At 55.7% G+C, this 25,817-nt stretch carries 24 protein-coding genes; 4 read left to right on the top strand and 20 right to left on the bottom strand.

Annotation, left to right across the window (positions count from 1 at the left end; genetic code table 11):
• The first annotated feature begins 53 nt into the window (after positions 1-53).
• The 3 genes from EHV15_RS09065 (at position 54) to EHV15_RS09055 (ending at position 3,069) form a co-directional block, all read left to right on the top strand.
• The gene (locus EHV15_RS09065; RefSeq protein WP_128630917.1) at positions 54-1,505 is read left to right on the top strand and encodes an aspartate ammonia-lyase; all 1,452 of its coding nucleotides are present in this window, start codon (positions 54-56) and stop codon (positions 1,503-1,505) included.
• On the top strand, positions 1,502-2,755 hold the full coding sequence (gene hydF / locus EHV15_RS09060) for a [FeFe] hydrogenase H-cluster maturation GTPase HydF (protein WP_128630916.1): 1,254 nt from the start codon (positions 1,502-1,504) through the stop codon (positions 2,753-2,755). Before EHV15_RS09065 ends, hydF begins: the two co-directional genes overlap by 4 nt.
• A 92-nt stretch (positions 2,756-2,847) precedes the next feature.
• Positions 2,848-3,069: a hypothetical protein gene (locus EHV15_RS09055; RefSeq protein WP_128630915.1), complete on the top strand. Its 222-nt coding sequence runs from the start codon at positions 2,848-2,850 to the stop codon at positions 3,067-3,069.
• 464 nt (positions 3,070-3,533) lie between these two features.
• Here the strand turns inward: EHV15_RS09055 and EHV15_RS09050 are convergent, their stop codons facing one another.
• The 15 genes from EHV15_RS09050 to EHV15_RS08980 form a co-directional block, all read right to left on the bottom strand.
• On the bottom strand, positions 3,534-3,815 hold the full coding sequence (locus EHV15_RS09050; protein WP_128630914.1) for an RNA-binding S4 domain-containing protein: 282 nt from the start codon (positions 3,813-3,815) through the stop codon (positions 3,534-3,536).
• Entirely contained in the window at positions 3,815-4,087 is a 273-nt protein-coding gene (locus EHV15_RS09045) for an HU family DNA-binding protein (RefSeq protein ID WP_018753532.1), read from the bottom strand. Before EHV15_RS09045 ends, EHV15_RS09050 begins: the two co-directional genes overlap by 1 nt.
• Positions 4,088-4,271: 184 nt before the next feature.
• Positions 4,272-5,768, bottom strand: a complete 1,497-nt coding sequence (gene yabN, locus EHV15_RS09040; RefSeq protein ID WP_128630913.1) for a bifunctional methyltransferase/pyrophosphohydrolase YabN — start codon at positions 5,766-5,768, stop codon at positions 4,272-4,274.
• 718 nt (positions 5,769-6,486) lie between these two features.
• Positions 6,487-8,124 (bottom strand): putative polysaccharide biosynthesis protein, encoded by a 1,638-nt coding sequence (locus EHV15_RS09035; protein ID WP_128630912.1) that lies wholly within the window; start codon positions 8,122-8,124, stop codon positions 6,487-6,489.
• A 192-nt stretch (positions 8,125-8,316) separates the two neighbouring features.
• The gene (spoVT, locus tag EHV15_RS09030) at positions 8,317-8,859 is read right to left on the bottom strand and encodes a stage V sporulation protein T (protein WP_128630911.1); all 543 of its coding nucleotides are present in this window, start codon (positions 8,857-8,859) and stop codon (positions 8,317-8,319) included.
• Positions 8,860-9,520: 661 nt separating this feature from the next.
• On the bottom strand, positions 9,521-10,612 hold the full coding sequence (locus EHV15_RS09025; RefSeq protein WP_128630910.1) for a peptidylprolyl isomerase: 1,092 nt from the start codon (positions 10,610-10,612) through the stop codon (positions 9,521-9,523).
• Positions 10,599-14,126: a transcription-repair coupling factor gene (mfd, locus tag EHV15_RS09020; RefSeq protein ID WP_128630909.1), complete on the bottom strand. Its 3,528-nt coding sequence runs from the start codon at positions 14,124-14,126 to the stop codon at positions 10,599-10,601. Before mfd ends, EHV15_RS09025 begins: the two co-directional genes overlap by 14 nt.
• 157 nt (positions 14,127-14,283) lie before the next feature.
• On the bottom strand, positions 14,284-14,514 hold the full coding sequence (fin, locus tag EHV15_RS09015) for an anti-sigma-F factor Fin (protein WP_128630908.1): 231 nt from the start codon (positions 14,512-14,514) through the stop codon (positions 14,284-14,286).
• Between the two features lie 117 nt (positions 14,515-14,631).
• Entirely contained in the window at positions 14,632-15,192 is a 561-nt protein-coding gene (pth, locus tag EHV15_RS09010) for an aminoacyl-tRNA hydrolase (RefSeq protein WP_128630907.1), read from the bottom strand.
• A gap of 182 nt (positions 15,193-15,374) precedes the next feature.
• Positions 15,375-16,328, bottom strand: coding sequence for a ribose-phosphate diphosphokinase (locus tag EHV15_RS09005; RefSeq protein WP_128630906.1), 954 nt, complete (start codon positions 16,326-16,328; stop codon positions 15,375-15,377).
• A gap of 151 nt (positions 16,329-16,479) precedes the next feature.
• Positions 16,480-17,880: a bifunctional UDP-N-acetylglucosamine diphosphorylase/glucosamine-1-phosphate N-acetyltransferase GlmU gene (glmU, locus tag EHV15_RS09000; protein ID WP_128630905.1), complete on the bottom strand. Its 1,401-nt coding sequence runs from the start codon at positions 17,878-17,880 to the stop codon at positions 16,480-16,482.
• Between the two features lie 149 nt (positions 17,881-18,029).
• Positions 18,030-18,314: a septation regulator SpoVG gene (spoVG, locus tag EHV15_RS08995; RefSeq protein WP_036618134.1), complete on the bottom strand. Its 285-nt coding sequence runs from the start codon at positions 18,312-18,314 to the stop codon at positions 18,030-18,032.
• A gap of 179 nt (positions 18,315-18,493) precedes the next feature.
• Complete coding sequence (purR, locus tag EHV15_RS08990; RefSeq protein ID WP_128630904.1) at positions 18,494-19,327, bottom strand: pur operon repressor; 834 nt, start codon at positions 19,325-19,327, stop codon at positions 18,494-18,496.
• Positions 19,328-19,456: 129 nt separating this feature from the next.
• Positions 19,457-20,311 (bottom strand): 4-(cytidine 5'-diphospho)-2-C-methyl-D-erythritol kinase, encoded by an 855-nt coding sequence (ispE, locus tag EHV15_RS08985; protein WP_128630903.1) that lies wholly within the window; start codon positions 20,309-20,311, stop codon positions 19,457-19,459.
• A gap of 118 nt (positions 20,312-20,429) precedes the next feature.
• Positions 20,430-20,612: a small, acid-soluble spore protein, alpha/beta type gene (locus EHV15_RS08980; protein ID WP_128630902.1), complete on the bottom strand. Its 183-nt coding sequence runs from the start codon at positions 20,610-20,612 to the stop codon at positions 20,430-20,432.
• Positions 20,613-20,647: 35 nt separating this feature from the next.
• Here EHV15_RS08980 and EHV15_RS36440 point away from each other — a divergent pair, with 35 nt between their 5' ends.
• On the top strand, positions 20,648-20,797 hold the full coding sequence (locus tag EHV15_RS36440; RefSeq protein ID WP_178075806.1) for a hypothetical protein: 150 nt from the start codon (positions 20,648-20,650) through the stop codon (positions 20,795-20,797).
• Between the two features lie 378 nt (positions 20,798-21,175).
• On the opposite strand, the gene veg is transcribed toward EHV15_RS36440, so the two are convergent.
• The 5 genes from veg to EHV15_RS08955 all read right to left on the bottom strand — a co-directional run bounded on the left by veg (position 21,176) and on the right by EHV15_RS08955 (position 25,648).
• A complete protein-coding gene (gene veg / locus EHV15_RS08975) occupies positions 21,176-21,451 on the bottom strand; it encodes a biofilm formation stimulator Veg (protein ID WP_036618138.1) in 276 nt (91 codons plus the stop codon).
• A gap of 482 nt (positions 21,452-21,933) precedes the next feature.
• On the bottom strand, positions 21,934-22,830 hold the full coding sequence (yabG, locus tag EHV15_RS08970; protein WP_128630901.1) for a sporulation peptidase YabG: 897 nt from the start codon (positions 22,828-22,830) through the stop codon (positions 21,934-21,936).
• A gap of 63 nt (positions 22,831-22,893) precedes the next feature.
• Positions 22,894-23,784: a 16S rRNA (adenine(1518)-N(6)/adenine(1519)-N(6))-dimethyltransferase RsmA gene (gene rsmA / locus EHV15_RS08965; RefSeq protein WP_128630900.1), complete on the bottom strand. Its 891-nt coding sequence runs from the start codon at positions 23,782-23,784 to the stop codon at positions 22,894-22,896.
• Positions 23,785-23,789: 5 nt separating this feature from the next.
• The gene (gene rnmV / locus EHV15_RS08960) at positions 23,790-24,335 is read right to left on the bottom strand and encodes a ribonuclease M5 (protein WP_128630899.1); all 546 of its coding nucleotides are present in this window, start codon (positions 24,333-24,335) and stop codon (positions 23,790-23,792) included.
• Positions 24,336-24,511: 176 nt separating this feature from the next.
• Positions 24,512-25,648 (bottom strand): resuscitation-promoting factor, encoded by a 1,137-nt coding sequence (locus EHV15_RS08955; RefSeq protein ID WP_128630898.1) that lies wholly within the window; start codon positions 25,646-25,648, stop codon positions 24,512-24,514.
• Between the last annotated feature and the right edge of the window lie 169 nt (positions 25,649-25,817).

Here is a 25,817-nt window from a genome sequence, read left to right as displayed (position 1 = left end):
TTTTTTACGATAATTACGGAAGCAATGAAAGCGGCTTTTGGAGGCGAATTCTGATGGAGCAAGATAGCAAGGAAGGGGCCGAACATGAGGGAAAATACCGCTGGGAATCCGATTCCCTCGGCAAAAAAGCAATTCCCGCGGACGTTTATTACGGGATTCATACGGCGCGGGCCATGGAAAATTTTCCGGTCAGCGGAAGACCGGTCAACCGCCACCTGATCGCGGCGCTCATGCTGGTGAAAAAAGCGGCCGCCGCCGTAAACGGCAAGCTGGGCCTGATTCCGGCGGCGGTGGCGGATGCGGTCGTTTGGGCGTGCGACGAAATCGCCGCAGGCGCGCTGCAGGACCAGTTTACGGTCGACGCGCTGCAGGGCGGGGCGGGCACCTCCACCAACATGAACGCCAACGAGGTTGTGGCCAATCTGGCCATCGAACGGCTTGGCGGGCAAAAAGGCGACTACGGGCTGGTTCATCCGCTGAATCACGTCAATTGCTGCCAGTCGACCAACGACGTGTACCCGACCGCGCTGCGCATCGCCGCGATCCGGCTGCTGCGCCCGCTCAGCGAAGCTTACGCGTCCTTGCAGGAAGCGCTGCAGGAGAAGGAGCGGGAATTCGCGGACACGCTGAAGCTGGGCCGCACACAGCTGATGGACGCCCTGCCGATGATGGCCGGACAAGGGTTCGGCGCTTATGCCAAAGCGGTCTCGCGCGACCGGTGGCGGTTGTATAAGGCGGAGGAGCGGCTGCGCGAAATTCCGCTCGGCGGCACCGCCATCGGGACGGGGCTCGGGGCTCCGCGGGCATACAGCTGCCAGGTGGCGGAAATGCTGCGGGATTTGACGGGGCTGGGTCTCGCCCAAAGCGAATATCCGCTAGACCCGACGCAAAATTGGGACATCTTCGTCGAGGTGTCCGGCCTGCTGAAGGCGGCGGCCGTCACCTTGCTCAAAATCGCCGGCGATTTACGTTTGCTGGCGTCCGGCCCGGCCGGCGGCATCGGCGAGTACGCGCTGCCCGCCGTGCAGGCCGGCTCCTCGATCATGCCGGGCAAGGTCAACCCGGTCATGGCCGAGATGGCCGGGCTGACCGCCATGCGCGTCATCGCGAACGATGCGGCGATCACCCTGGCGGCCGCCGGCGGCCAGCTCGAACTCAACGCGTTTGGCCCGCTGATCGCCGATTCCCTGCTGGAATCGCTGGAGATTCTACGGCGGGCCGTGGAGCTGTTCGAGCGGCGCTGCGTGCGCGGGATCGCCGTGAACGAGGCGGTGTGCCGCGCGCATTTGCAGCGCTCCACCGTGCTGGCGACGGCCCTCGTTCCCCATCTGGGGTACGAGCTTGCCGCCGAAATCGCGGGTGAGGCCAGCCGGGAAGGCAAAACCGTGGAGCAGGCCGCCCTGGAGCGCGGGCTGCTGACCGCCGAGCAGACGGCCCGGATTCTGAACCCGCTTGAAGTGACCAAGCCGGGGATTCCCGGCAAATCAGGGAGGAACACGAGATGAGTTTAAATGCTACGCCGCGTGGAGAGCGGACGCATATTACGGTGTTGGGACGGACGAATGCCGGAAAATCCAGCGTGGTTAACGCCATGACGGGGCAGGATATTTCCGTGGTGTCCCCGGTTCGGGGGACGACAACCGATCCGGTGTATAAAGCGATGGAACTGCTCCCGCTGGGACCGGTCGTGCTGGCCGACACCGCCGGGCTCGATGACGAAGGCCTGCTCGGCGGGCTGCGCAAGCAAAAAACAAGGGAGCTGATAGAGCGCACCGATCTCGCTTTGCTGGTGATCGATGCCGCGGAGGCCCTGCTGACAGGAGCCGACGGTTTTTATCCGGGCCTGCTCGCCGAGTTAAAGGAGAAAAACATTCCGGCGGTCGGGGTGCTGAATAAAATCGACACCATCGATGAGGTGGATACGGCGCTGGCCCGGGTGAAATCGCATCTGGGGCTGGAGTGCGTGCCGTTCAGCGCCACGGCGGGGGCGGGCGTGGCCGAGCTTACGAAAGCGATCACGGGCGCGCTCCCCCACGATGACGACCGTTTCCGGATCGTCGGCGATCTGCTCTCCCCCGGCGACATCGTTGTGCTGGTCGTGCCGATCGACAAGGCCGCCCCTAAAGGCCGGCTGATTTTGCCGCAGCAGCAGACGATCCGCGATATTTTGGAGAGCGACGCCATCGCCATGGTCACCAAGGAGCATGAGCTGCGGGTGACATTGGAAAGATTAAAGGGCCACCCGCGGATGGTCATTACCGACTCGCAGGTTTTTCTTAAAGTCGCCGCTGATACTCCAAAGGAGGTGCCGCTGACCTCGTTTTCCATTTTGTTCGCCCGCCATAAAGGCGATCTGGGCGAGCTGGTCAAAGGCGCGCGGGCCATCGAAAATCTGCGCGACGGAGATCATGTGCTGATCGCGGAAGCCTGCACCCATCATCGGCAGTCCGACGACATCGGCTCCGTCAAAATCCCGCGCTGGCTGCGCCAGATGACGGGGAAACAGCTGCAGATCGAGCAATTCTCCGGCTATAGTTACCCGCCGGACCTGACCCGCTATGCGCTGATCGTCCACTGCGGCGCCTGCATGCTGAACCGCCGCGATATGCTGCATCGCCTCGACGAGGCCAGAGCCGCCGGCGTGCCGATCGTCAACTACGGCGTATTGATCGCCTACATCCACGGCGTGTTCCCGCGGGCGATCGAGCTGTTCCCCTCCGCCATGATGGCGTGGGAGGAGTCGGCGATTTTGTAGGCGCGAACCTATACTTTTGGCGCGGTTAGGCGCGTGTTAGGCGCGTGCGCAGGGAAAGGTTGGCAATGGGTACACGCGGGGAGGGATGGACAATGGGCGTACGCGGGGAAAAGATGGGCAATAGGCGTACGCCTCCGCTGCCGAAAATAGCGGTAATTTGGGGCGTTATTCCGGGACCTTCCCTCTCCCCGCGCAAAATAGCGGAGCTTTTCGGAGCTATTTGGAGATCAATCCTGGAAATGACACCTCTTTATCCCCATGTTGCTAAAATAACGCCAAAAAATTCCCCTATTTCTGCTGAACTCCCTTTTTAGGCGAGAATAGAGACCTTTTTTACCGTTATTCTCCTCACCCCATAATAAGAAAAACGCCTGACGGGACGGCGTCCTTTTTATTCTAGCTCTTTTAGTGGCTCTGACTGCTACTTTGGAGCGATTGGAGGCTCTTCCTAAACTTTGTACGCTGCTCTAACGGACACCAGCGACCTTATCCGCCCATTTCCCGGGTATTTCCCAGTTTAACGGACACACGTGACTCTATTTGGCTCAAAACCAGCACATTCGGGCCGATTTGAGGTAAATAAGGTCATCTGTGTCCGTTACATTTTGCAAACCTCCATTTTTCCGCAAATAAGGTCTCTGGTGTCCCTTAGCCCCCAGATTCCTCTTCTCCTCCCCTCTCTACCTGCGCCTCGCCCTCTACCTTGCCCGATATTTTTCTATAAGGTTAAAAAAAACATGCCCCGCCTAAACGGGACATGCTCATGGCCTGCCGCGAATCAGGTCCAATCCAGACCGTTATCCTTCGCGATCGGCTCTTCCTTAATCAAGGTATACAAGGTCGCAGCTTCATCCTTGCGAGTCGTTTCGGCCAGGCGCTCGACGCGGACGGTGACCAGCTTTTGGCCGAACTGCACCGTAATTTCGTCGCCCACCTTCACCGTGCTGCTCGGTTTGGATTCGCGTCCGTTGATGAGGACTCTGCCTTGTTCGGAGACATCTTTTGCAACCGTACGCCGCTTAATTAACCGTGATACCTTCAGGAATTTATCAAGACGCATTATTTTACAGCTTCTTTAAGTTTGTTGCCCGCTTTGAATGCCGGAACATTGGATGCCGGAATTTCAATCGTTTTGCCCGTTTGCGGGTTGCGGCCCGTGCGGCCGGAACGTTTGCGGGTTTCGAACGTGCCGAAGCCGATCAATTGTACTTTGTCTCCGCCAGCAAGAGCTTCCGTGATTTCACCGAGAAAACCGTTCAATACGGATTCTACGTCTTTTTTCGTCAAACCGCTTTTGCTGGAAATGTTGTTGATCAGGTCTGTTTTGTTCATTAATAATGCCTCCCAATAAATAAAAAAATAGGTGATACCTTGGCACTACAGGCAAAAGGCCTGCTATAAAGCCATAACGATATCTTTGTAACAGTATTCTTGCTCCGCATTGAAATTCCTGCCCGGACGGGAACTTTTTTTTGGTTTTTTCACAAAAAAACCGAATTTTAGGCCTTTTCTCCCATCATTCCCGTTCTTTCGACTTAGCTTCCTCCCAAAATGCATCCATTTCTGACAAAGAGCTATCGCCGGGCGTTTTCCCTTGAGCTCTCAGCCGTTCCTCCACATAATGAAACCGCCGGGTGAACTTGGCGATCGTCCGCGACAGAGCCTGCTCCGGGTCTGCACCGATATACCGCGCGGCGTTGACGACCGAGAACAAAACGTCACCCAATTCGAGCTCCTGCGCCTCCGGATCCTGCTTGTCCTTCACCGCCTGCTTGAGCTCGGCGATCTCCTCTTCGAGCTTGTCCCATACGCCGTCGATTTGCTCCCAGTCAAAGCCCGCTTTGGCGGCTTTCTTCTGCAGCTTGTAAGCCTTCATCAAAGCCGGCAAATCGCGCGGCACACCGCTGAGAGCCGACTGCTGCTCGGGTTTGATGCCTTTGCGCCGCTTTTCCTCCGCCTTCATCGCTTCCCAGTTGTTTAGCGCCGCCTCGGCATCCTCCGCGCTTAAATTGCCGAATACGTGCGGATGGCGGTAGAGCAGCTTTTCGTTTAATTCACGGATGACATCGTACACCGTAAAGGTGCCAAGCTCTTCTTCCATTTGGGAATGGAGCATGATTTGCAGCAGCAGATCTCCCAGTTCCTCGCGCATATGGTCGGGATCGTCGTCATCGATCGTTTCGAGCACCTCATAGGTTTCTTCGATGAGGTTTTTGCGGATCGACTGATGCGTTTGCTCGCGGTCCCAAGGGCATCCGCCGGGGCTGCGCAGAATGGTCACAATTTCGTGCAGGCGCTCGAAGCTGCGGATGCGTAAGGCCTCGTCCTCGCTGGCCGGAATGTAGACAAGCGACAGATTGCCGTAGCCGTCGATGCGGTCCAGCTCATACAGCGGAATACGCCGAATCTGCTCCTGTCCGCTGACGCCAAGGGCATGTCCGACGACGACGGGATAATCGTCGGGGAACACCTCCATCAGCCCGAGCTTCACCTCCGACGCGGTAAGCTGGTCATACACCTGGCCGATCAGCGTATGCCGGCGGGGATCAATCCGCCCTCCGCCGATGTCGGTCGCATCAAGCAGCGCAAACCCTTCGATCGGGTCAAACCCGAGACGGACAAACGCCTCGTCCAGGAAGCTCTCGCCCCCGATGATCTCCAGCGCGATTCCCGCCTGCGGGCAGCGCTCCCGCAGCAGCTTGACCGTCGCCTCGGCAACCATCGGGTGCCCGGGCACAGCATAGACGATTTCCATGCCTGCCGGGCCATATTCGCCCCGCTTAAGCAGCCGTGCGGCGATTTCCTCATAGACGGAAGGAAAATCCTCCTTCGCTTCGTACACATCGTCGAACGAAACGAACGACACTTCCGTCTCCTCCAGCCAGGCTACGACCGGGTGGTCTTTGGTCCGCACGTACCGCTCTCCGGCCCCCTGAAGGCGTTTCAGGCTTCCCAAGGTCAGCTTGTCGGGATCGCCCGATCCGAGCCCAACGATCGTAATGCGAGCGCTCATGCTCTCTTCCTCCCTCTGCTTCAGTCCGTTTCTGCATGTACCTAATATACCACTGCCGGGGCAAAATATGAAATCGGGCCGGGCAAGCATAAACCGTGATGCGGACAACGCCACACTCTAACGGACTGAGATGACGCTAAAAATACGTGTTCAAAAAGTCAGGTTTTCAGCACCGAAGCGTATGCTTCCGAAGCGCGTTTTTTCAAAACGCTGTAGGTCGGATGAAGCTAGGGACGTCAGGAGCGGAGCTGAACGTTTTCGGAGAAAACGGCTTCGGAAGCATAGGCTCTTGTGAGGGTACGTGAAATGTTTCCGTAGGAAACATGCTTCGAAAGCATACGTTAGGCCCGGCTGAATTCAAGATTCGACGCCCGATCCACTTCATGACCTGCTTCGGGATCAAAAGATGACTTTTTGAACTACCTCCAGAAAGCAATTTCCGCATCATTTCCCAAGCTAACGGACACAGAAGACGTTATTGCCGGAAAATCGGCTGCTTTGGCAGCGATTTGGACTAATTAAAGTCTCTCTTGTCCGTTAGAGCGGAACGTGGCGGGAAATCGGGCGCTTAAGGGCTCTTGTGTCCGTTAGCCTGGGGGTGGAGCGATCATGCACGGCGAACTGCAGCGAGCGGCGGCCGCCATTGAGGGCAACGATCGCGGTTAGGCCTCTGGCGGGCAGCACCGGCCGCGGCAGCGAGCGCCTTTGCCGGGCTGCGCTACGGCAGCAGCCGCAGCTTCCGAAGCCGCGCCAGCAGCTTCGGCCCGATCCGCGGCAGCGCGCCGAGCTCTGCCGCGCTAAGCAGCCGCGTGCGCAGCACCGCGGCTGCAAACACGGCTGCGCCGAGCAGCACGCCGAGTAGGCTCTCCGCCGCGGCCGCCATGCGGCCGGGCGGCAGCAGCTCGGCGACGGCGAGGCGCAGCGCCGTCACCGCGGCGGCCATCGCCAGGAGGGCCGCCGCCGGGCGCAGCAGCGCGTCCCGCAGGCGCGGACGCAGCCCTACGCGGCGCAGCAGCAGCGCGGCGTTCAGCGCGGCGGCCGCGCCGTAGGCGGCGATGCCGGCGATGGCCGCGCCGGTGATGCCGAGCCGCGGCACGAGCAGCGCGTTCAGCGCCGCCTTGAGCAGCGCCGCCGCGAGCAGGTGCAGCGCCGGTGCGCGCTGGGCGCCGAGCCCCTGCAGCAGCGCGCTGGTCACGACCATAATCGCGCTGGGCGCGGCCGTCCAGGCGATCCAGGCAAACGTGGCGCTGCCGGCCGCATCCTCATAGAGCATCACATTGATCGGTTGCGCGAGCAGCGCCAGCCCCAGAGACGCCGCCAGCCCGATCAGCCAAAACCAGCGAAGCGCGGTTTGCGTTTGCCTGCGAATCGCGGCGATGTCGGATTTCATCCGCAGTTCGGCCATCGCCGGGATGAACAGCACCGACAAAGAAGTGGCCAGCATGGTCACGAGCTGAACGAGCGGGATGCCCCGGTTGTATATGCCTACCTGCCCCATAACGCGAATCTCGTCCCCATGGACATTCAGCAGCCGCGGCAGCGAGAACGTGTCCACCAGGCTGATTAACGGGACCGCCAACGCGGCCAAGCTAATCGGAATCGCGTATTTCAGCAAGGCCCGAAGAAGCTCCCATCTGGCCTTGGACGGCAGTCCCGAGTTGCCCGAATTGCCCGAATTGCCCGCCCCCGCTAGTCCTTCCCTTCTCACATAAACCCGCCAATACAACAACATGACCAGCAGGCTCGCGGCCGCTCCCACCGATGAGCCGGCCAGCGCGCCGCCGGCCAATGCCGGGTCGCCCACCGGAATCCGGCTCAAATAGAGCAGCAGCGCAATCATGACGGTGACCCGCACCGCTTGTTCGGTAACCTGGGACACGGCCGTCGGCAGCATATTTTGCAGGCCTTGATAATATCCCCGCAGCGCGGCGCTGACCGGGTAAAACAGCAGCGCCGGCGCGGCCGCCTGCAAGGCCGGAACGATCAAGCTGCTGCCGATCAAGCGCGCCAACAGCGGAGCTCCAAAGTACAGCAGGATAGCCCCCGCCACGCCGAACACCGTCATCATAGCCGCCGCCAGCCGCAAAACCTCCCGTTGTTCGGGTTCATTTCCGATTGTATGCCGTTCCGCCACAAAATTGGATACTGCGGCCTGAAAACCCGATGTGGTCAGCGTAATGAGCAGCGTATAAAAAGGATAGACGGTGTTGTAAATACCAAAAACCCCGTCGCCTCCGATGTTTTGCAGCGGTATTTTCTGCAAGGTGCCCAGCAGCTTGGTCAAAATGGCCGCCAGGCTCAAGATGGCCGCTCCCTTCAGGAGCTTGGAAGCCAAAGTTCCGCTCGGTTCTTTCATGGTTTCCCTTTCTTTGCACTTCTGATAATGGACATGCCAAAGCTTGCAGGTTCCATTATATGACGAAACCATGGGTTACGGCTAATTTTCGGCTCAACGCAAAAAAACTTACACATCCGCTCCAAACGGCTGGCCGCCGCGTAAAAGGGCGATGTGTAAGTTTGAGAATGGCACAGGTGAGAGGAGTCTTGGCTATTGTTCCATTTGCTTGGCCAGAAAGCCGGCGGCCGTCTCCGCCATTTTCGACTCCAATTCCGACATCTTCACGGAATTATCTTTCGTCAACAAAATGACGGTCCCGATCGGGTCGCCTCCGGCAATAATCGGCGCGATCACGAAAGAAGAGATGTTCTCCGGATGGTCCTTCGTAATTTCGTATTCGCCCGATTCCGTTTCCATTAAGATTTTGCGTCCATCCATGCTGTTTTCCAGCAGCGAACTGATCGCCTTGTCCAAATACTCCTTTTTCGAAGCCCCCGCCACCGCAATCAGCGTATCCCGGTCAGAGATCAGCGTAACATGTCCCGTACTTTCGTACAGAGATTCGGCATATTCCTTGGCAAAATCACCCAATTCGCCGATCGGTGAATACTTTTTCAAAATGACTTCTCCGTCGCGGTCCACAAAAATTTCCAGCGGATCTCCTTCGCGAATCCGCAAGGTCCGGCGAATTTCCTTAGGGATAACGACGCGGCCCAAATCATCAATACGGCGTACAATACCAGTAGCTTTCATGTCACATGTTGCCCCGCTTTCTTAGAAGTTTTGACTACTGCTTCCTCGGATATAGCCTAATCAAAAACCAGTTCTATATACGATCTCTTATGCAAAAATCTGCCGGACGCAGACGAAAGTGCGATCCAAGCTTGCAGAAAACCGCTGACCGATGCCTGAGGCGGATAGGGGATTGCTGTACCTGTGATTCTGTGCTTAGTATTCATCCCTGAAGAGCACCTTATTCATCATATTGAACCATCATTTTTAAAAAATAGCCCTGATCCCCCACAAATGTCTGGTTAAGAAAAACCGCCGGAGAAATACACTCCGGCGGTTTATTTCATGTGCTGCATGGTGAGGGCGGGAAAGGAAGCAACCTCTTGTTGTGGTAATAACGGTAATTTATGCACTAGCGTTGCATTAAATCTGACAAAATACATTTACTACACACACAAATTTTCTAACGGTTGCCACAAGCGCTATTTGTGCCAAAAACATTGATTTCAAATTGTAACGGTTGCCATAGCGCTTATTTCACTGAAATCCGGCTATTTTTACTTAGATTCAGGCAAATAACGGCGATCACAACCGTTAGAATTTAGAAAAGGTCTTTTTTCGGAAAATAGCCGCTGCTACAACCGTTAGATTTCCGGGTAGCCTTCCTCATGCCATCGTCACGTTATTTTCCGGCATTGCCGCTGCCGGTTCCGCTCGTGCCGGAATTATTGGCGGCCCCGCCGCTGTTCCCCGTCGACCCGGCATTCCCGGACCCATCGGTTCCCGCGTTTGTGCCCGTACCGGTACCTGCGCCGTTATCCTTCGGGGTTTCCACTTTCGGAAGATTAATTTTCTTGATGATCTTCTTCTCGAGATCCCCGGCGATGAACTCGTCCACTTTACGGGTCGCGACCGACAGTTTAAGTTGATCCTTTTCGTCCTGCGTCAAATCCTCGTATTTTTTCTCGTTACGCGATTCGACGCGGATAATGTGGTACCCATAGGTTGTTTTGACCGGATCACCGATTTTGTTGATCGGTTGCGTCAAAGCAGCCTGCTTGAACTCTTCAACCCACCCGCTGACGTTGGCATTTTCATACAATCCGCCGTCGTCTTTCGAACCTGGATCCTCGGAGTATTTCTTGGCCAGCGTGGCAAAATCCTCGCCTTTGTCCAAGCGGGCTTTGATATCTTTGGCTAATTTAAGGGTTTCATCTTCCGAGCGTTGCTTGCCGCTCGGATCGGTAAACCCGATCAGGATGTGTCGAACCGAAGCCGTCGTGAAGTTTTCCTTCGTTGCTTCGAATTCCTTTTTCACATCATCTTCAGTAAGTTTGTTCTCCTCGTTTTCCGTAGTGATGTAAAGGCGGTTGAAATAATCTTTGACTTCCGCTTCGGTCACTTTCTGGGCGTCCAGCATTTTTTTGAACGTATCGGCGCCGTATGATGCCTTCATCATTTCAAGCTGCTGCTCCGCCTTTTTCTTCCCGGCTTCCGCCGTCTTATCATCGGCTTTCGCCGCCAAATACTTGTACGCAACCTCCTGTTTGAGCAGGTACTCGCGGAATTCGTCTACCTGCAGCAGCTGTGCCGCATTCGGCGACAGCGCCAGCAAGATGCGTTGGTCCAGATCGAATTCCTTCGCCGTAATCTCCCCGCCCTCGTAAGTGGCGACAACATCCTTCTTCCCGCATCCCGCCATGATGGAAAAGGCAAGCACCGCCACAAGGGCAATCAGCAGCGTTTGCCAGGAACGCCTTTTACTTTGAAACATCTTGTAGTTCCCCTTTCGCTTTGAACGCATCCTTCAGGGCATTCAGAAATTGTTCCAGCAGGCCCATCAACGCTTTGTCGTCCATACCTTTGATATTGATCCGGATCAGCATCACGGACCCTTGATTAAATTGTACACGTCTTCCGAACAGATTGCCAACTTCCGCGAGCTTGGCGGGTACGATCGTCTGTTCCCGGCCTTCGTAGAACTTGACGGTAACTTCTTCTCCACGCAATGCGATCGATTCGATGCCGTACTTCTTGCCGTACAACTTCACCCTGGCTACGGACAGCAGGTTCTGCACCGCTTCCGGCAATTCGCCGAAACGGTCAAGCAGCTCGTCCTCCAGCTCCGCCACGTCCTCGAACGAGGCCGCGGAGGCCGTTTTTTTGTAAATTTCAATTTTTTGCATGCTATCGTAAATGTAATCCGAAGGCAAATAAGCATCGATGCCGAGATCGATCGTCGTATTCCAGTGCGTTTCCGCAGGTTCGGCCTCTCCGAGCATGGTCACTTTGCGCTTCTGAATTTCTTCGGCCAGCATCTGCGAATACAGGTCAAAACCGACGGAAGCGATGAAGCCGTGCTGCTCCGCCCCCAGCAAATTGCCCGCGCCGCGGATGGCGAGGTCGCGCATGGCGATTTTGAAGCCGGAGCCGAGCTCGGTAAACTCCTTGATCGACTGCAGGCGCTTTTCGGCCACTTCGGTCAACGATTTGTCCTTCTGATACGTGAAGTAAGCATAGGCGATCCGGTTGGACCGGCCAACCCGGCCCCGCAGCTGGTACAGCTGCGACAAGCCCATTTTGTCGGCATCGTGCACGATCAGCGTGTTGACGTTCGGAATGTCGACGCCGGTCTCGATAATGCTGGTGCTGACCAGCACGTCGTATTCCCCGTCGAGGAAGTCGAGAATCGTCTTCTCCAGCTCCTGCTCGGACATCTGCCCGTGGCCGACGCCTACGCGGGCATCCGGGACGAGCGCCGAGATTTGCGCCGCCATCTCATGAATTCCCTGCACGCGATTGTACAGGTAGTAGATTTGCCCGCCCCGGGCCATTTCGCGTTCGATCGCTTCGCGCACCAGCGCCTGGCTGTATTCGACCACGTAGGTTTGCACCGGGAAGCGGTTTTCCGGCGGCGTTTCGATGACCGATAAATCCCGTACGCCGAGCATCGACATATGCAGCGTTCTCGGAATCGGCGTTGCCGTCAGGGTAAGCACGTCCACATTCGTTTTCAGCTTCTTCAATTTCTCTTTATGCGTTACGCCAAACCGCTGCTCTTCGTCGACGATCAGCAGGCCCAAATCTTTGAACACCAGGTCCTGGGACAATATCCGATGGGTCCCGATTACGATGTCCACCGTGCCCTGCCGGATCCCCTTGATCGTCTCGTTCTGCTCCTTGCGGCTGCGGAACCGGCTTAGCGTCTGAATATTGATCGGATAACCGGCAAACCGTTCGCGGAACGTTTCGTAATGCTGCTGCGCCAAAATCGTGGTCGGCACCAGCACCGCGACCTGCTTGCCTTCGATCGCCGATTTGAAAGCGGCCCGGATCGCCACCTCCGTTTTTCCGTAGCCAACGTCGCCGCAAAGCAGGCGGTCCATCGGCCGGTTTTTTTCCATGTCCTTTTTGATTTCTTCGATGGCCCGCAGTTGGTCCGGCGTCTCCTCGTAAGGAAACATTCCTTCGAACTCCTGCTGCTCCGGCGAGTCCTTCTCGAAGCCATACCCCGGCGCCGCCTGCCGCTCGGCATACAGCTTGATCAGATCGTCGGCGATATCCTGCACGGAGGAGCGGACTTTGTTCTTCACCCGCTGCCATTCATTGCCGCCGAGCTTGTAGACCTTCGGCTCTTTGTCTTCGGAGCCGACGTATTTCTGGATCATGTCGATCTGTTCAATCGGAACGGACAGCTTGTCGCCGCCGGCATACATGATATGCATGTAGTCTTTGTGGATCCCGCCGACCTCGAGCGTACCGATCCCCATATATTTGCCGATCCCGTGGTTTTGGTGAACGACGTAATCGCCAACTTTCAGCTCGGTGTAGCTCTTGATCCGTTCGGCGTTGTCCATGCTTTTGCTGGCGACGCGGCGCGCTTTGCGCTGCTTCTGGGAGAACATCTCCCCTTCGGTAATGACGACCAGATGCACGGAAGGCAGCTCAAAGCCCGACTGCAGATTGCCCTTCAGCAGCGTCGGCTCCTCGATCCCGTAATCCTGCAGCACCCGCCGCATCCGGTCCATGCGTTCCTCGCCGCTGGCCAGCATGATGACGTTGGCGCCGCTTTTTTTCCAGCGCTCCATTTCCGCCTTTAATACGTTCATTTGTCCATGGAAATCCTGCATCGTCCGGCTGACGAAATTGAGAATGTTCTGCGGCTGGGAATGCGGAACCTGGCGCAGGAACAAGGACAGGAACAACGTTTGGAACGGGCGGTGGTAGAGCACATGATCGGCCTCCACCGCCAATGGCAGCTCCGGAAGGCTTTTGCCGTTTTGCAGCAAGTGCAGATTCCACTCCGATTCATCGCGCTCCAACTGCTTGGCCGTCTCCAGCAGGCGCGCCGGCTCGTCAAGGATGAGCAGCGTTTCGCTTGGCATGTAGTTATACAACGTTTTTCTTTCAGGGTAGATCAAAGAAATATATTTATAGATTTCCGGAAAATAGACATGCTCCCGCAGCAGCTCGATCTCCTTGGCGATTTCCTCCTGCAGCTTGTTTTTCGCCTGGCGGTCGGCCATTTTCTCAAGTTGGCGCTCCAGTCGTTCGGACGCGGCTTGAGCGGCCGCCCCCAGCCGGTCCGGAGAAGCGATCAATTCCTTGCAAGGGGGAACGAACACTTCCTTGACTTGATCCACCGAACGCTGGTCGGACGGATCGAAAATGCGGATGGAATCGACTTCGTCATCGAATAATTCCACCCTATAAGCCGTCGCCGAGGTCAGCGGGTAAAAATCGATGATTCCTCCGCGCAGGCTCATTTCCCCGCGGGATTCAACCCGTTCGACGCGCTCATAACCGAGCTCGATCATTTTGTTCAGGAAGTCGCCATGCTGGATCGTCCCTCCGAGGGTGATCGTCAGTCCGGCCTCCGCCATCACTTCCGGTGTCGGAATAAAGCGGCGGATGCCGGAATAAGGCACCACCACAACGCCCCGAAAGCCGCGGGAGCATTGCAGCAGCACCTCGATCCGCTGGGCCAGCGTTTCCGGGCTGGATACGGCCGATTCGGCGGCGACCAGCTCGTTGGCGGGATACAGCAGCACTTCGTTCGGTGAGAGCGCTTCCTGTAAATCTTCATAAATTTTTTGGGCGGCGAACATATTGTGGGTTACGACAAGGAGCGGTCGCTTTACCTCCTGGTGCAGCGCGGCCAGCATCACCTGTCTCGTTGAACCGGACAATCCCGAAATCAACTGCTCCTTCATACCGGAGTTGACACCGGCGACCATCGAAGCAAAGTCGGTATCCCGGGAAAAAGCTTCTATTAGCGCTTGTAGCAAGTGTGGCACCTCTCTTACTGCTTATTCAATCTATTGACCCGACCGGGCAGGACAACGTATTTACACGAACCAAAAAGGAGCCTCAGCAAACGTGCCAAGGCTCTATAACCGCTTCTAACCGGTAAATTTATCGTTCTTCATCGGCCTTTGCCCCCGCTCATTGCAAGGGACTCGCGAGCAGCATCAGCTCCGGGTTATGCTCCAGCGCTTCCCTGCAGTAATCGCAGGTTACCCGAACCGTCATTTCGCCATTCGAATCATACGCTATTATATCTCGCCGTTCCTCGGGGGTCAAGGAATGAAAGCCTAGTTGGGCTTCCGTAACCTGGGGGGCCTCTATTCTACCAATCACCGTCCGGCAGTGCCGGCAGACGTAATTTATAGCCATCTATATGCCTCCTGAAGATTCATTATGTCTCCAGTATGCCCCAGACTGACCCCTTTTAGCCCTGATTCAGAACGGCAGCAAAACGCGGTTGGGTTTCTAACCGGCTCGCCTTAGGCTTTATCCGTTAAACTTGGCCATGGTCTGCTCAAATGTGTGGTCCAAGCTGTACTCCAGCGCGTCGCACGCCGCTTCGATCGATTGCTGCAGCAGCGGTTGTTCTTTTTTAGCAAACCCGGAAAGCACATAGTCCACGACCGCGTAACCGGGCTCCGGGCGGGAAATGCCCATTCGTATGCGGTTGAACACCTGTGTTCCGGTATGCTGGATAATCGATTTAATTCCGTTATGGCCGCCCGAACTGCCTTGATAACGCAGCCGGTTACGGCCAATCTCGGTATCGAGGTCGTCGTATACGACGATCATATCCTCCAGGGACGCTTTGTAATAATCCATATAGGCGCGAACCGCCTCGCCGGACAAGTTCATGAACGTCATCGGCTTGATCAATACGACCTTGCCGCCCGGCAGCACCCCTTCACCGATCAAAGCCTTGCACTTGCTCTGTTTGATCTCGATGCCATGCCGCCGCGCCAGTTCATCCACGGCCATAAAACCGATGTTATGCCTCGTTTTCTCGTATTGTTTCCCCGGGTTTCCGAGGCCTACAATCCATTTCATTTGTTCCATATACCTCCTACGTTTGTGGCAGCTTGCAGCACCTTAAGGCTCGTTCCTCCGCCCTTCATTGGAAAAATCCAATAGATCGACGGGAACCGACCGCCCCCACCCCGGCAAACACACCGATAGGGGTTACACCCTCCCGGCGGGAGGATGCAACCCCTGTGTGCAGTAGCCTTACCTTATTCGATCTCGAACAGCTTGCTGATCGACAGCTCCTCGTGCACGCGAATAATCGCTTCGCCCATAAGCGGAGCGACGGACAGCACCTTCAGCTTGCTGGTCGGATTGGGATGCGTAATCGGAATCGTGTCGGTCACAATAACTTCTTTCAACGGAGAATTCTCCAGCCGCTCCATCGCCGGGCCGGACAACACGGGGTGCGTACAGCAGGCGTAAACCTCTTCCACGCCGCCCTCCTTCAGCGCATTCGCGCCAAGGACGATCGTTCCGGCGGTATCGATGATATCGTCGACGAGAATCGCCGTCTTGCCTTCGATGTTCCCGATAATGTTCATGACTTCGCTGACGTTGGGCTCCGGACGGCGTTTATCGATGATCGCCAGCGGCGCGTTCAGGAAATCCGCCAGTTTACGGGCGCGCACCACCCCGCCGTGGTCCGGCGATACGACGACCGGATTCGGGATATGCTTAGACCGGAAATACTGGGCCAAAATCGGCACCCCGAGCATATGGTCCACCGGGATGTCGAAGAAGCCTTGAATCTGCATGGCGTGCAGGTCCATCGTAATGACGCGGTGTGCGCCGGCCTTCTCGATCAAATTGGCAACCAGCTTAGCCGTGATCGGATCGCGCGAACGGGCCTTCCGGTCTTGGCGGGCATAACCGTAATACGGGATAACCACGTTAATGCTTTTGGCTGAAGCTCTTTTCAAGGCATCCACCATAACGAGAAGCTCCATCAGATTGTCGTTGACGGGAGCGCACGTCGATTGAACGACATAGACGTGGCAGCCCCGGACACTCTCGGACAGCTTGACCTGAATTTCGCCGTCGCTAAAACTGGTCGTGTCCGAATCGCCCATCGGGATTCCGATATAATCCGCGATTTGATGCGCCAGCTTAGGATTGGAGTTACAGGTGAATATCTTTAATTTAGAATCACAATAAGTCATAAAATTAAAACCCTCCGTGCTGTGTAGATAGCGAAAGGGATCAAACCGCTGAACCCGCCTTCGAGCTACCCCGTCATTAGAAATCGTCACTGCATCCTCATTCCGAAAAATGGATTCCGGCAATTGCTACTACATCCTATGATAAAACGGCTTAAGAGTCCTGCTTATTCTGTTTTTTGGCTTTTGCGCGGCCGCGGATTTTTTCGCCATAACCCGGCTTGTTCTCCTGCCGCTGTCTCGCGATCGCCAAATCACCTTCCGGGACGGAATGCGTGATGGTCGAGCCGGCGACCACATAAGCGCCTTTCCCGACCTTCACCGGCGCAATCAGATTGACGTTGCTGCCGATAAAAGCTTCGTCCTCGATCTCCGTAATGGATTTATTATAACCATCGTAATTGACGGTAATCGCACCGCAGCCGATATTTACGTTTTTGCCGACTTTGGCGTCGCCGATATAACTCAGATGCGAGACTTTCGCTCCGTCGTCCAAGGTCGCGTTTTTGATCTCGACGAAATCGCCCACTTTGACGTTTGCGCCAAGTTTAGCCCCCGGACGCAAATAAGCGAAAGGTCCCACCGTCGTTTCTTTGCCGACTTCCGCCTGGCTTAGAACCGAATGCTTCACCTTCGCGCCGTCATGAATCACGCTATCCTCGATTTGGGACGCCGGCCCGATCACGCAATCCTCGCCGATGACGGTCCGCCCCGAAAGCACGGTTCCCGGATAAATCACCGTATCCGAACCGATGGTCACATCAGCTCCGATATAAGTCGATGCCGGATCGACCACCGTGACGCCGCCCAGCATATGCTGCCGAACGATCCGTTCGCGCATAACCGCTTCCGCTTCGGCCAGTGCAACGCGGTCATTGACGCCGATCGACTCGCGGTGGTCCTGCGCCGCATAACCTTCCACGATTTCGCCGGCCTGTACCAAAATGCCGATAACGTCGGTCAGGTAATACTCCTGCTGCGCGTTGTCATTGGTTACCTTTTCCAAAGCGGCAAACAATTTCGCATTATCAAAACAATAAGTGCCTGTGTTGATTTCCTGTACCGCTGCTTCTTCCGGCGTGCAGTCTTTCTGCTCGACGATGCGCTCGACCGTACCGTTCTCTCCACGGATCACCCGGCCATATCCTTGAGGATTGTCCATTTTGGCCGTGAGCACGGTAGCGGCTGCACCCTTGCGGGTATGAAGTTCGACCAGCGCTTCAAGCGTCTCCGTGGTCACCAGAGGGGTATCGCCGCAAATTACAACGGTCGTACCTTCCTCTCCGGCGAGCAGCGGACCTGCCTGCTTCACCGCATGCCCGGTTCCCAGCTGCTGCTCCTGCAGCACGTACTCCGCCGATGATCCAAGGTATGATTTTACCGCCTCGGCACCATGGCCGACAACGACGATGGTTCGTTCGCAGCCGGCTTGCTGCACAGCGTTTAAAACATGCCCGACCATCGGTTTGCCGCACACAGGATGGAGCACTTTATAAAGCTTGGACTTCATGCGTTTCCCCTGACCTGCGGCAAGAACAATCGCTAATTTTTTCAAGGCTCCGGTCTCCTTTACTCAAAGAGGTAGTAACTCTCACTTAAACTCATTACTGAATATATCTCATTTACCGCAAAAAGAAAAGGGAGCCATGTACTCATGGCTCCCTTTTCCTCGAACCCCAATTGGTCAAGAATTAAAAATGCGACTTACGCCCCTTCTTCAATAGCTTCCTCTTGGTCGGCCGCACGTTCGTATTCAGCCAAAACAGCGGCTTGAATCTTCTCGCGGGTGCCGGAGGAAATCGGATGCGCGATGTCCCGGAACTCCCCGTCCGGTGTGCGCTTGCTCGGCATAGCTACAAACATTCCATTGTTCCCGTCGATGACGCGGATGTCGTGAACGACAAATTCGTTATCGATGGTAATGGATGCTATGGCCTTCATTCTGCCTTCAGAGCTGACTCGGCGGAGTCTTACATCCGTAATTTGCATATGTGTTCACCACCTTTTTCCATCAGAGACTTGGTGTAATATTCCACATAGCAAACGGAAATCCTTTTTTTTTGAGGAACAAAATGCCTTAAAATCTCGATTTTTTTTGATATGACGGGCTTTTCGACACATTTCGTCGCAAAACTTTCGGTTTTGCGGTTTTATCGACAGATTTCAACTTACCCGAATTTGGAAAAATAATTTCCAGGCTCCACGGAGATTTCCTTGCCTTTCGCATCCACTGCCCGGAGCGTCGCCAGCGACACATAATCGTGCAGAAGCCGCTGTTCGGAATCCACTTCCCCCGATTCGACCAGGACGCCTACGCCCGCCACCTTAGCATTGAATTCGCCCAGCAGGTCGACCATCCCCTGAATGGTGCCGCCGGCCTTCATAAAATCGTCAACGATCAGCACACGCGAAAGTTCTTTGAGCGCCCGGCGGGACAACGTCATCGTATGCAGGCTTTTGTGCGACCCGGACACATAATTGATGCTTACGGCCGACCCTTCCGTGACCTGATGGTCTCTTCGCACCAGGACGACCGGCAGATTCAGCTCGGCGCCCGTAGCGTAAGCGAGCGGTATCCCTTTCGTTTCCACAGTCATGATGCAGTCGATCTCCAAATCGCCAAACGCGGTGGCGAACAGTTTGCCCGCCTCATTCATCAAAGCCGGCTGCCCAAGCAGGTCGGACATATACAAATAACCGCCCGGCAAAATGCGGTCGGGCTGAGCGAGCTTGCCGCACAGTTCGCGGATAAAGACAAGCGCCTGCTCGCGGCCCACCCGCGGAATATATTTAACGCCGCCGGCGGCTCCGGCCAGCGTCAGCAAGTCGCCGATCCCCTCTTCTTCAAATACCTCTTTAATAATGCCCAAATCCTCGCTGATGGACGATTTCGCGGCTCCGTACCGCTGGGCAAAGGTCGTCAGCGGAATCAGATGATGCGGCCGGGCTAGTAAATAGTGGGTCATCTCCACCAAACGAGCGCTTCTTTTTAATTTTTTCACGAAGTACCCCTCGCTAAAATCCGAATATTTTATTGAAACTATAACATTTTTGTACGGATTTGTCCAAGCATGATCTTCGTTTTCGTAGGGGGTGGGGTGCTTCGTGCTTAAGAACCAAGCCGTTACCAATCAGGTCAGAAGACGCACCGCGTAAACCTCTTTGCAAAACCCGCGCAGCCCGTTATAAATACGGGACACTTTCGCTTCTTTGGAGACGAGCCCGAACACCGTCGGACCGCTTCCCGACATCAGCACGCCGTCCGCCCCCAGGCGCAGCATCGTTTCTTTCAAATGGGCGACCTCGGGATGCATATGCAGCGTCACGCTCTCCAGAACGTTGCCCAGCTCCCGGCACACCTCCGGAAAAGACCGGCTTTCCAGGGCCGCCCGCATCCGCTCGGCCGAGGGATGCTTCTCGATCCGTTCGTTGCGATACCGTCCGTACACCTCGGCTGTAGATACGTTAATCGGCAGCTTCGCCAGAACGACCCAACATTGCGGCGGGTTCGGCAAAGGCGTCAGCACCTCTCCGCGCCCCGTAGCCAGCGCCGTCCCGCCCGTCACGCAAAAAGGTACGTCCGATCCCAGCTCCGCCCCCAGCTTCTTCAGCTCTTCTCCGGAAATGTTCAGTCCCCAAAGCCGGTTGAGCCCCCTCAGCGTTGCCGCCGCATCGCTGCTTCCGCCGGCCAGACCGGCCGCGACCGGAATCTTTTTGTCGAGATGGATATACACCCCGCTGCGCACGTTATACCGTTCCTTGATCAGCTTGGCGGCCTGAAAGGCCAGGTTCTTCTCATCGAGCGGAATATATCCGGCCTGGCTCGATATAATAATCGTATCCCGCGGGAGGGCGCTCATTTCCAACCGATCGGCGAGATCAACCATCGTCATGATCATCTCGACTTCGTGGTAGCCATCCGGACGTTTATGTAATACGTCGAGCATCAAGTTGATTTTTGCCGGCGCTTTCTCGTAAATTTTCAAGGCCCTCACCCACCTTCAGCAATCCTTACCGTTCCTTATCTTATACTATCTTACTTCATCCCGGCAAAAAAACGAAGCTCCCCGTAAGGGAAGCTTCGTCCGTCAAATATTATTGCTGCTATTGCTGCTGTTTTGCCGCAGCCTGTTCGGCGAGCTGAATCGCCCGCTTCACCATATTTCCCGCATCCTTTGCCCTGATGCCGCCCCAACCTTCCTGCTTCACGGTATCGTAAAATCCCAGATCCTTGGCTAATTCGACCTTCAGGTCCTCCGACATTACGCTTCGTCTTCTGCGCGACATGGTCAGTCCTCCTATGGGGTCTTGGATATGGAACAATGGTTAGTATGCGTGGAGCCGCAGCAGTTCATACGGTGACCTCGGCAAACCTGTCCGCCAAAAAAAGCCTGGCGGCAGCGCGCCGCACAGACCTTGCGTCCGTTGGCCGCTTGTCCGCGCCTTGCTCCAGCCTGCCCGGCAGCCCATAAGAAAAACGCCTGGCGGCGTCCTTTAATGGCTCTGACTTCTACTTTGGACGTTGCTCTAAGGGACACCAGCGACCTTATCCGCCCATCTCCCGGGTATTTCCCAACCTAACGGACACCAGCGGCCCTATTTCGCTCTAAACCCGTTCATCCAGGGCAATTTAGGCTAAATAACGTCATCTGTGTCCGTTACATTTTGCAAACTCCCGTTTTTTCGAAAATAACGGCTCTGGTGTCCCTTAGCCCCCAGGTTACTCTTCTCCTCCCCTCTCTCCCTGCGCATCGTCCTCTACCATGTCCGAAATTTTATAAATTCTTTAAGGTTAAAAAAACGGCCCCGCCCAATGGCGAAAGCCGTTTACTTGAAATTCATCATGATGTTCACGGTTTAATATACGAAATCCGCACCTCGTTGTTGTCGTCGCAAATCATGACCTCAACAGATTCGGTTAGTATATCGGCATAACTGTAAGACACACGCTTAAAGGTCTGATGCTCTTGGTCCAGCTTCACGATAAAGACCGAAGGATAGGTTTCCTCCAACACTCCGGTGCGTTCGATGGTCTTTCGGCGACCTCCGTTTGCCCGAAGCATAATTTTTTGTCCAACGTGGGCGTCGAGACTATGCTTGATTTCCGACAGCGCATTTTTAGCCATTACCTGTGACCACCTTCTTTCTCAAACCATTATACAGGAAAAGAGAACCTTTGTCAAATCAAAATAATTAATTATATCAGCATGGAAAAACCCATGTCAATGAATTTTTTTCGACACGACCCGCCGACCCCTTCCTGAAAAAATAAAGCTGCCGGAACGACCGACCGTTGGCCTTCAAAATAGCGGCATTTTATGTACTTATTATCCGGAGACCAGCATGTTCATCTTCATTAGTGGAATTTTATGTACTTATTTCCTCAAGAATGGTCCAGAACGCGGGTATTTCCTTGCGACAGGGGAAAATAACGACATAAATTTCCTCTATTTCTTTCAAACTGACGGATATAGCTGGAATAACGACCTTTTTGGTCCTTATTTTTTGGCTCGACCTAAAAATCGGTGCTTGACGGCCGGCCATTCGCATTACGTAAAAAACCGGAAGCCCCAAAGAAAAACTTTGGAACTTCCGGTTTAATACGCTCTTACATGGAAGGCACAACTTTAAGCGAGGACAAATCCTTCAGCTTCGGCAGGCCAATCCGGTAGCTGCCGCGCGTTTCGATCCCCCCGACGCCCTGCGCGCCGCTGATCGTATTGTTCAGGACATCCGTAATCTGAATCGTATCGCGTATGGACGTCAGCGAGGCCTTGGCGGCGATATACACGGGATCCAGGGCGTGGATCAGCACGCGGCCCGGGGAACTGGCAAAATTGGCTCCCGCCTGCAATAACGCCTCAAAATGCGATTGGCAGGCGCCGGCCACGATCGTTAACGTATCGAAATTACGTTCGTATTGTCTGGCCGTCTGAATGGCTTCCACGAAATGTTTGGAATTTTTATAGCTGGTTAAATTGTACAGGTCGCCGGTAGGCCGATGCTTCAAAACACCGTCATGGCCGGTCAGCACCACGATATCCGGGCGAACCGTCGGCAGCAGCCGGTACAGAGCGCTGGCCATCTGCGACTCCGTGACAAAGTAACCTTGAGCGGGGACCCGCAGCTTCTCGTACAGGCTTAAGCTTTTTTGCAAATATCTTTGATCCCCGTCCAGATGAAGCACCTTGCCCGGTACTTCAAAATAAGCCGGCTCCCCCATTGAGTACCATTCCCCGCCGATGGTCATCCGGTTGCGCTCCGCCAGCTGCTTCCGGTCCTCGGCCAACCGCTTCAGCGACTCCGTCGCCTTGATGCGCGCGCGCTGCGTCGTTTCTCCGGGGGCGTCCCGGTCTATACGGATCAAATCGCTTAAAGGCGCGTCCGCCAGCAACCGGAATTCCGTTCCCTTGATGATCGCTTCACTCCGCACGATGCTTGCTACCCGGAACGTAACATCCCCGCCGTAAGATTTGCGGACGACCAAGTCTCCCAAATTCGTCAAGTCAATCACCTCTATCCCATGGTATGGGCGAAAGGTGGGATTGGTTACTGCGGCGGCCCCCTGCTACGGCCGCTTCAATCCGGCCTGCAGCAAGGTGTTGCTCAGCCCCGCGAACTCCGCCAAATCCAGCGTTTCGGCGCGGCGCGACGGGATGATCCCGGCCTCAGCCAGCAGCTGCTCCAGCCGTTCCCGGCCTTCGCCCGGGAAGAACCGGCTTTTCAGATTGTTGGAAATCGTCTTGCGCCTTTGGGCGAAGGCGGCATGTACCACCTCGAAGAAAAACGCCTCATCCTCCACCGACACCGGCGGCTCCTTGCGCACCGACAGGCGGATGACGGCCGACTCCACGTTCGGCTGCGGAATGAACACGCTGTGCGGCACCGTACAGACCAGCTCCGGCACGCTGTAATACTGAACCGCGATGCTGAGGCTGCCGTAGTCTTTGCCGCCCGGCGAGGCCGCCATCCGCTCCGCCACTTCCTTCTGGATCATCACGACGATATGCTCCAGCGGCAGCTTCTCCTCGAGCAGCTTCATCAGGATCGGCGTCGTCACGTAATACGGCAGATTGGCGACGACGCTAACGCCGCTGACGCCGGTAAATTCGGCGGCAAAGAGCGCCTGCAGGTCCAGCTTCAGCACGTCCCCGTGAATGACGTGAACGTGCGGATACGGCTCCAGCACCTCCCGCAGGATCGGCAGCAGGCGCTGGTCGATCTCCACGGCCGCGACCTGGCCCGCTTCCTGAGCCAGCTTCTCCGTCAGAGCGCCGATCCCCGGGCCGATTTCGAGCGCTCCTTTGGAGGCGTCAAGGCCTGCGGCGGCGACGATTTTGCCGAGGATGTTCTGATCGATCAAAAAGTTCTGTCCCAAGCTTTTCTTAAACGAAAATCCGTACCGCTGAATGATCTCCTTCGTCCGGCGCGGCGTGGACACGTCTTCCCTTATGCTCATGGCCTCTATACCCCTTCATTCTCCAACTTGGCGAGCGCATCCGCAAACTCCTCGCGGCTGATCCGGAACACCGTCAAACGCTTGTACAGCTGTTTGCCGTTGCAGTACCCGATGCCGAGCAGCTCCCCCAACGCCTTGCGCCGGGCCGCCGCCTGCGGATGCACGATCAGCCCCGCCGTCATCAAGTCTTCCCAATCGATCTGGCCCGCTACTCCCGGCGCTTCGCTGCGCACGCGGGACAGCGCCTCGCGGATCGCTGCCGGAGAGGCGTTTTCGATCCCGATATCGCCCCGCTTCGTCGCATCCGCTTCCCGCAGGAACGCATGCTTGCAGCCAGGCACCCGGTTGGCAATGATCTTACGGATCCGTTCCCCGGCATGGTCGGGATCGGTAAAAATGATCACTCCGCGCCGCTCCTGCGCCAGGGAGATTTTCCGCAGCGTCGTCTCATTGATGGCGGAGCCGCCCGTTTCGATCGTATCCGCCTCCACGGCCCGCTTGACGGCCACGGTGTCATCCCGGCCTTCCACCACGATGACCTCTTTAATCATGTGTCTTCTTCCCTTCCGTTTACAGCAAAAAGAAGAGGAACGTATCCTCTTCTAATCCAAGTGTCTTATTCATCATCATAATAGAGGTTGTTCAAAAAGTCATCTTTTTATCACGAAGAGGGCTTTTTGAACACGCTCAAAGTATCCCGTTCCCCATCTAAGCATGACGGGGCGAATTAATTCAATTCCGGTTTGGTCGGACCGATCACGTAAACGGTGCGGCCCTTCTTGCGGCCGAAATTTTTAGCCGACTTCAAGCTGTCGTAATACACGTCCATCTTGTTGCCGTCGATCGCTCCACCGGTATCCTCCGCTTTCCGGAAACCGATGCCCTCGATATAGACCCACCAGCCCAGCGGCACGACGTCTTTGTCCACGGCGATCGTCCGCCCTTCGGTAACGCGGGTGCCGGAAGCCGTGCGCGTTCCGATGCCGTCCTCCTCAGAGGAATAAGCGGTGAGCGTGACGTTTTTAAGTACTTTTTTATATTTGAATGAGACTCCGCCTTTCGTTGTCGTTCCGCTGACGCTGACCCCGTCCGAACTGCGGGTCATGCTGGCGGACATCACCGCGGTCGGCTGTTTGGTGCCGACGGCAATGACTTTCGGCTGTGCGGTCTTGGAGACCTCTTTGCCGAGCCATCGCTTCGTCACAAACTTGCCGTCCTCATAAGTTTTCTCCACGGTGTGGACAACCAACCCTTTGCTGCCTTGCTGAACGACCTTGGTTTCGCCTTTCGGCAAACTGTCATCAGCCGTTTTGACAACGGTAAACGGTACGGCTTCTTCTTTCTTGACGGTATGTTTATTAACCCGAACGATTTTGATGTTCATGCTGGCTGCAATTTTGCTGTCCAAAGCGGGTGTTACCTTATCGTCCTGTTCCAGGGTGACGCCAAGTTCGGAAATGGCGCCCTTTACGGTGCTCTTTGTCGTAAAATCAACTTTAGTTGTTCCATCGACAATGATCTTCACCGGAACCGCCCGTTCAATCACGATGCGGTCTCCGTCCGAAAACAGGCTGTCGAGCGGACGCGATACGGTGTCTTGCGGTGCAAGCTTAATGGATTGTTCCTCCAGCAGATGAGCCACCTTCGACTCCGTCGTTTCCACCGACTGGACCTTCCCGTCGATGACCAGAGATACTTGTTTACGCTCCTGACCAAACGTCCCGATCAGGATGATGATGATTAGTGCGATGCTCAGTACGCCGACAAGCGTAATCTGACGAAAATTCTCATGCTTCCATCGCATTGCGTAAGACATGCTGGATGAGCGTGATTCATGGGTCTCCCCGTTTCGGAAAATGCCCATTTCTTCCGTCCTCCTTCATAGTCCCGCCGTAAGGTCGATGCATGATACGGTTGACGCGACTACAGTTCTTGTTTACGAAACGCGCTTAGAGGTTGTTCAAAAGTCATCTTTTGATCACGAAGCAGGCCGCCCCGACTTTTGAACTCACATTTAAACAACAAACAGCGCA

The organism is Paenibacillus oralis, assembly GCF_003863965.1.
GTDB lineage: Bacteria > Bacillota > Bacilli > Paenibacillales > Paenibacillaceae > Fontibacillus > Fontibacillus oralis.
This window is presented reverse-complemented; position numbering and strand designations above follow the sequence as displayed.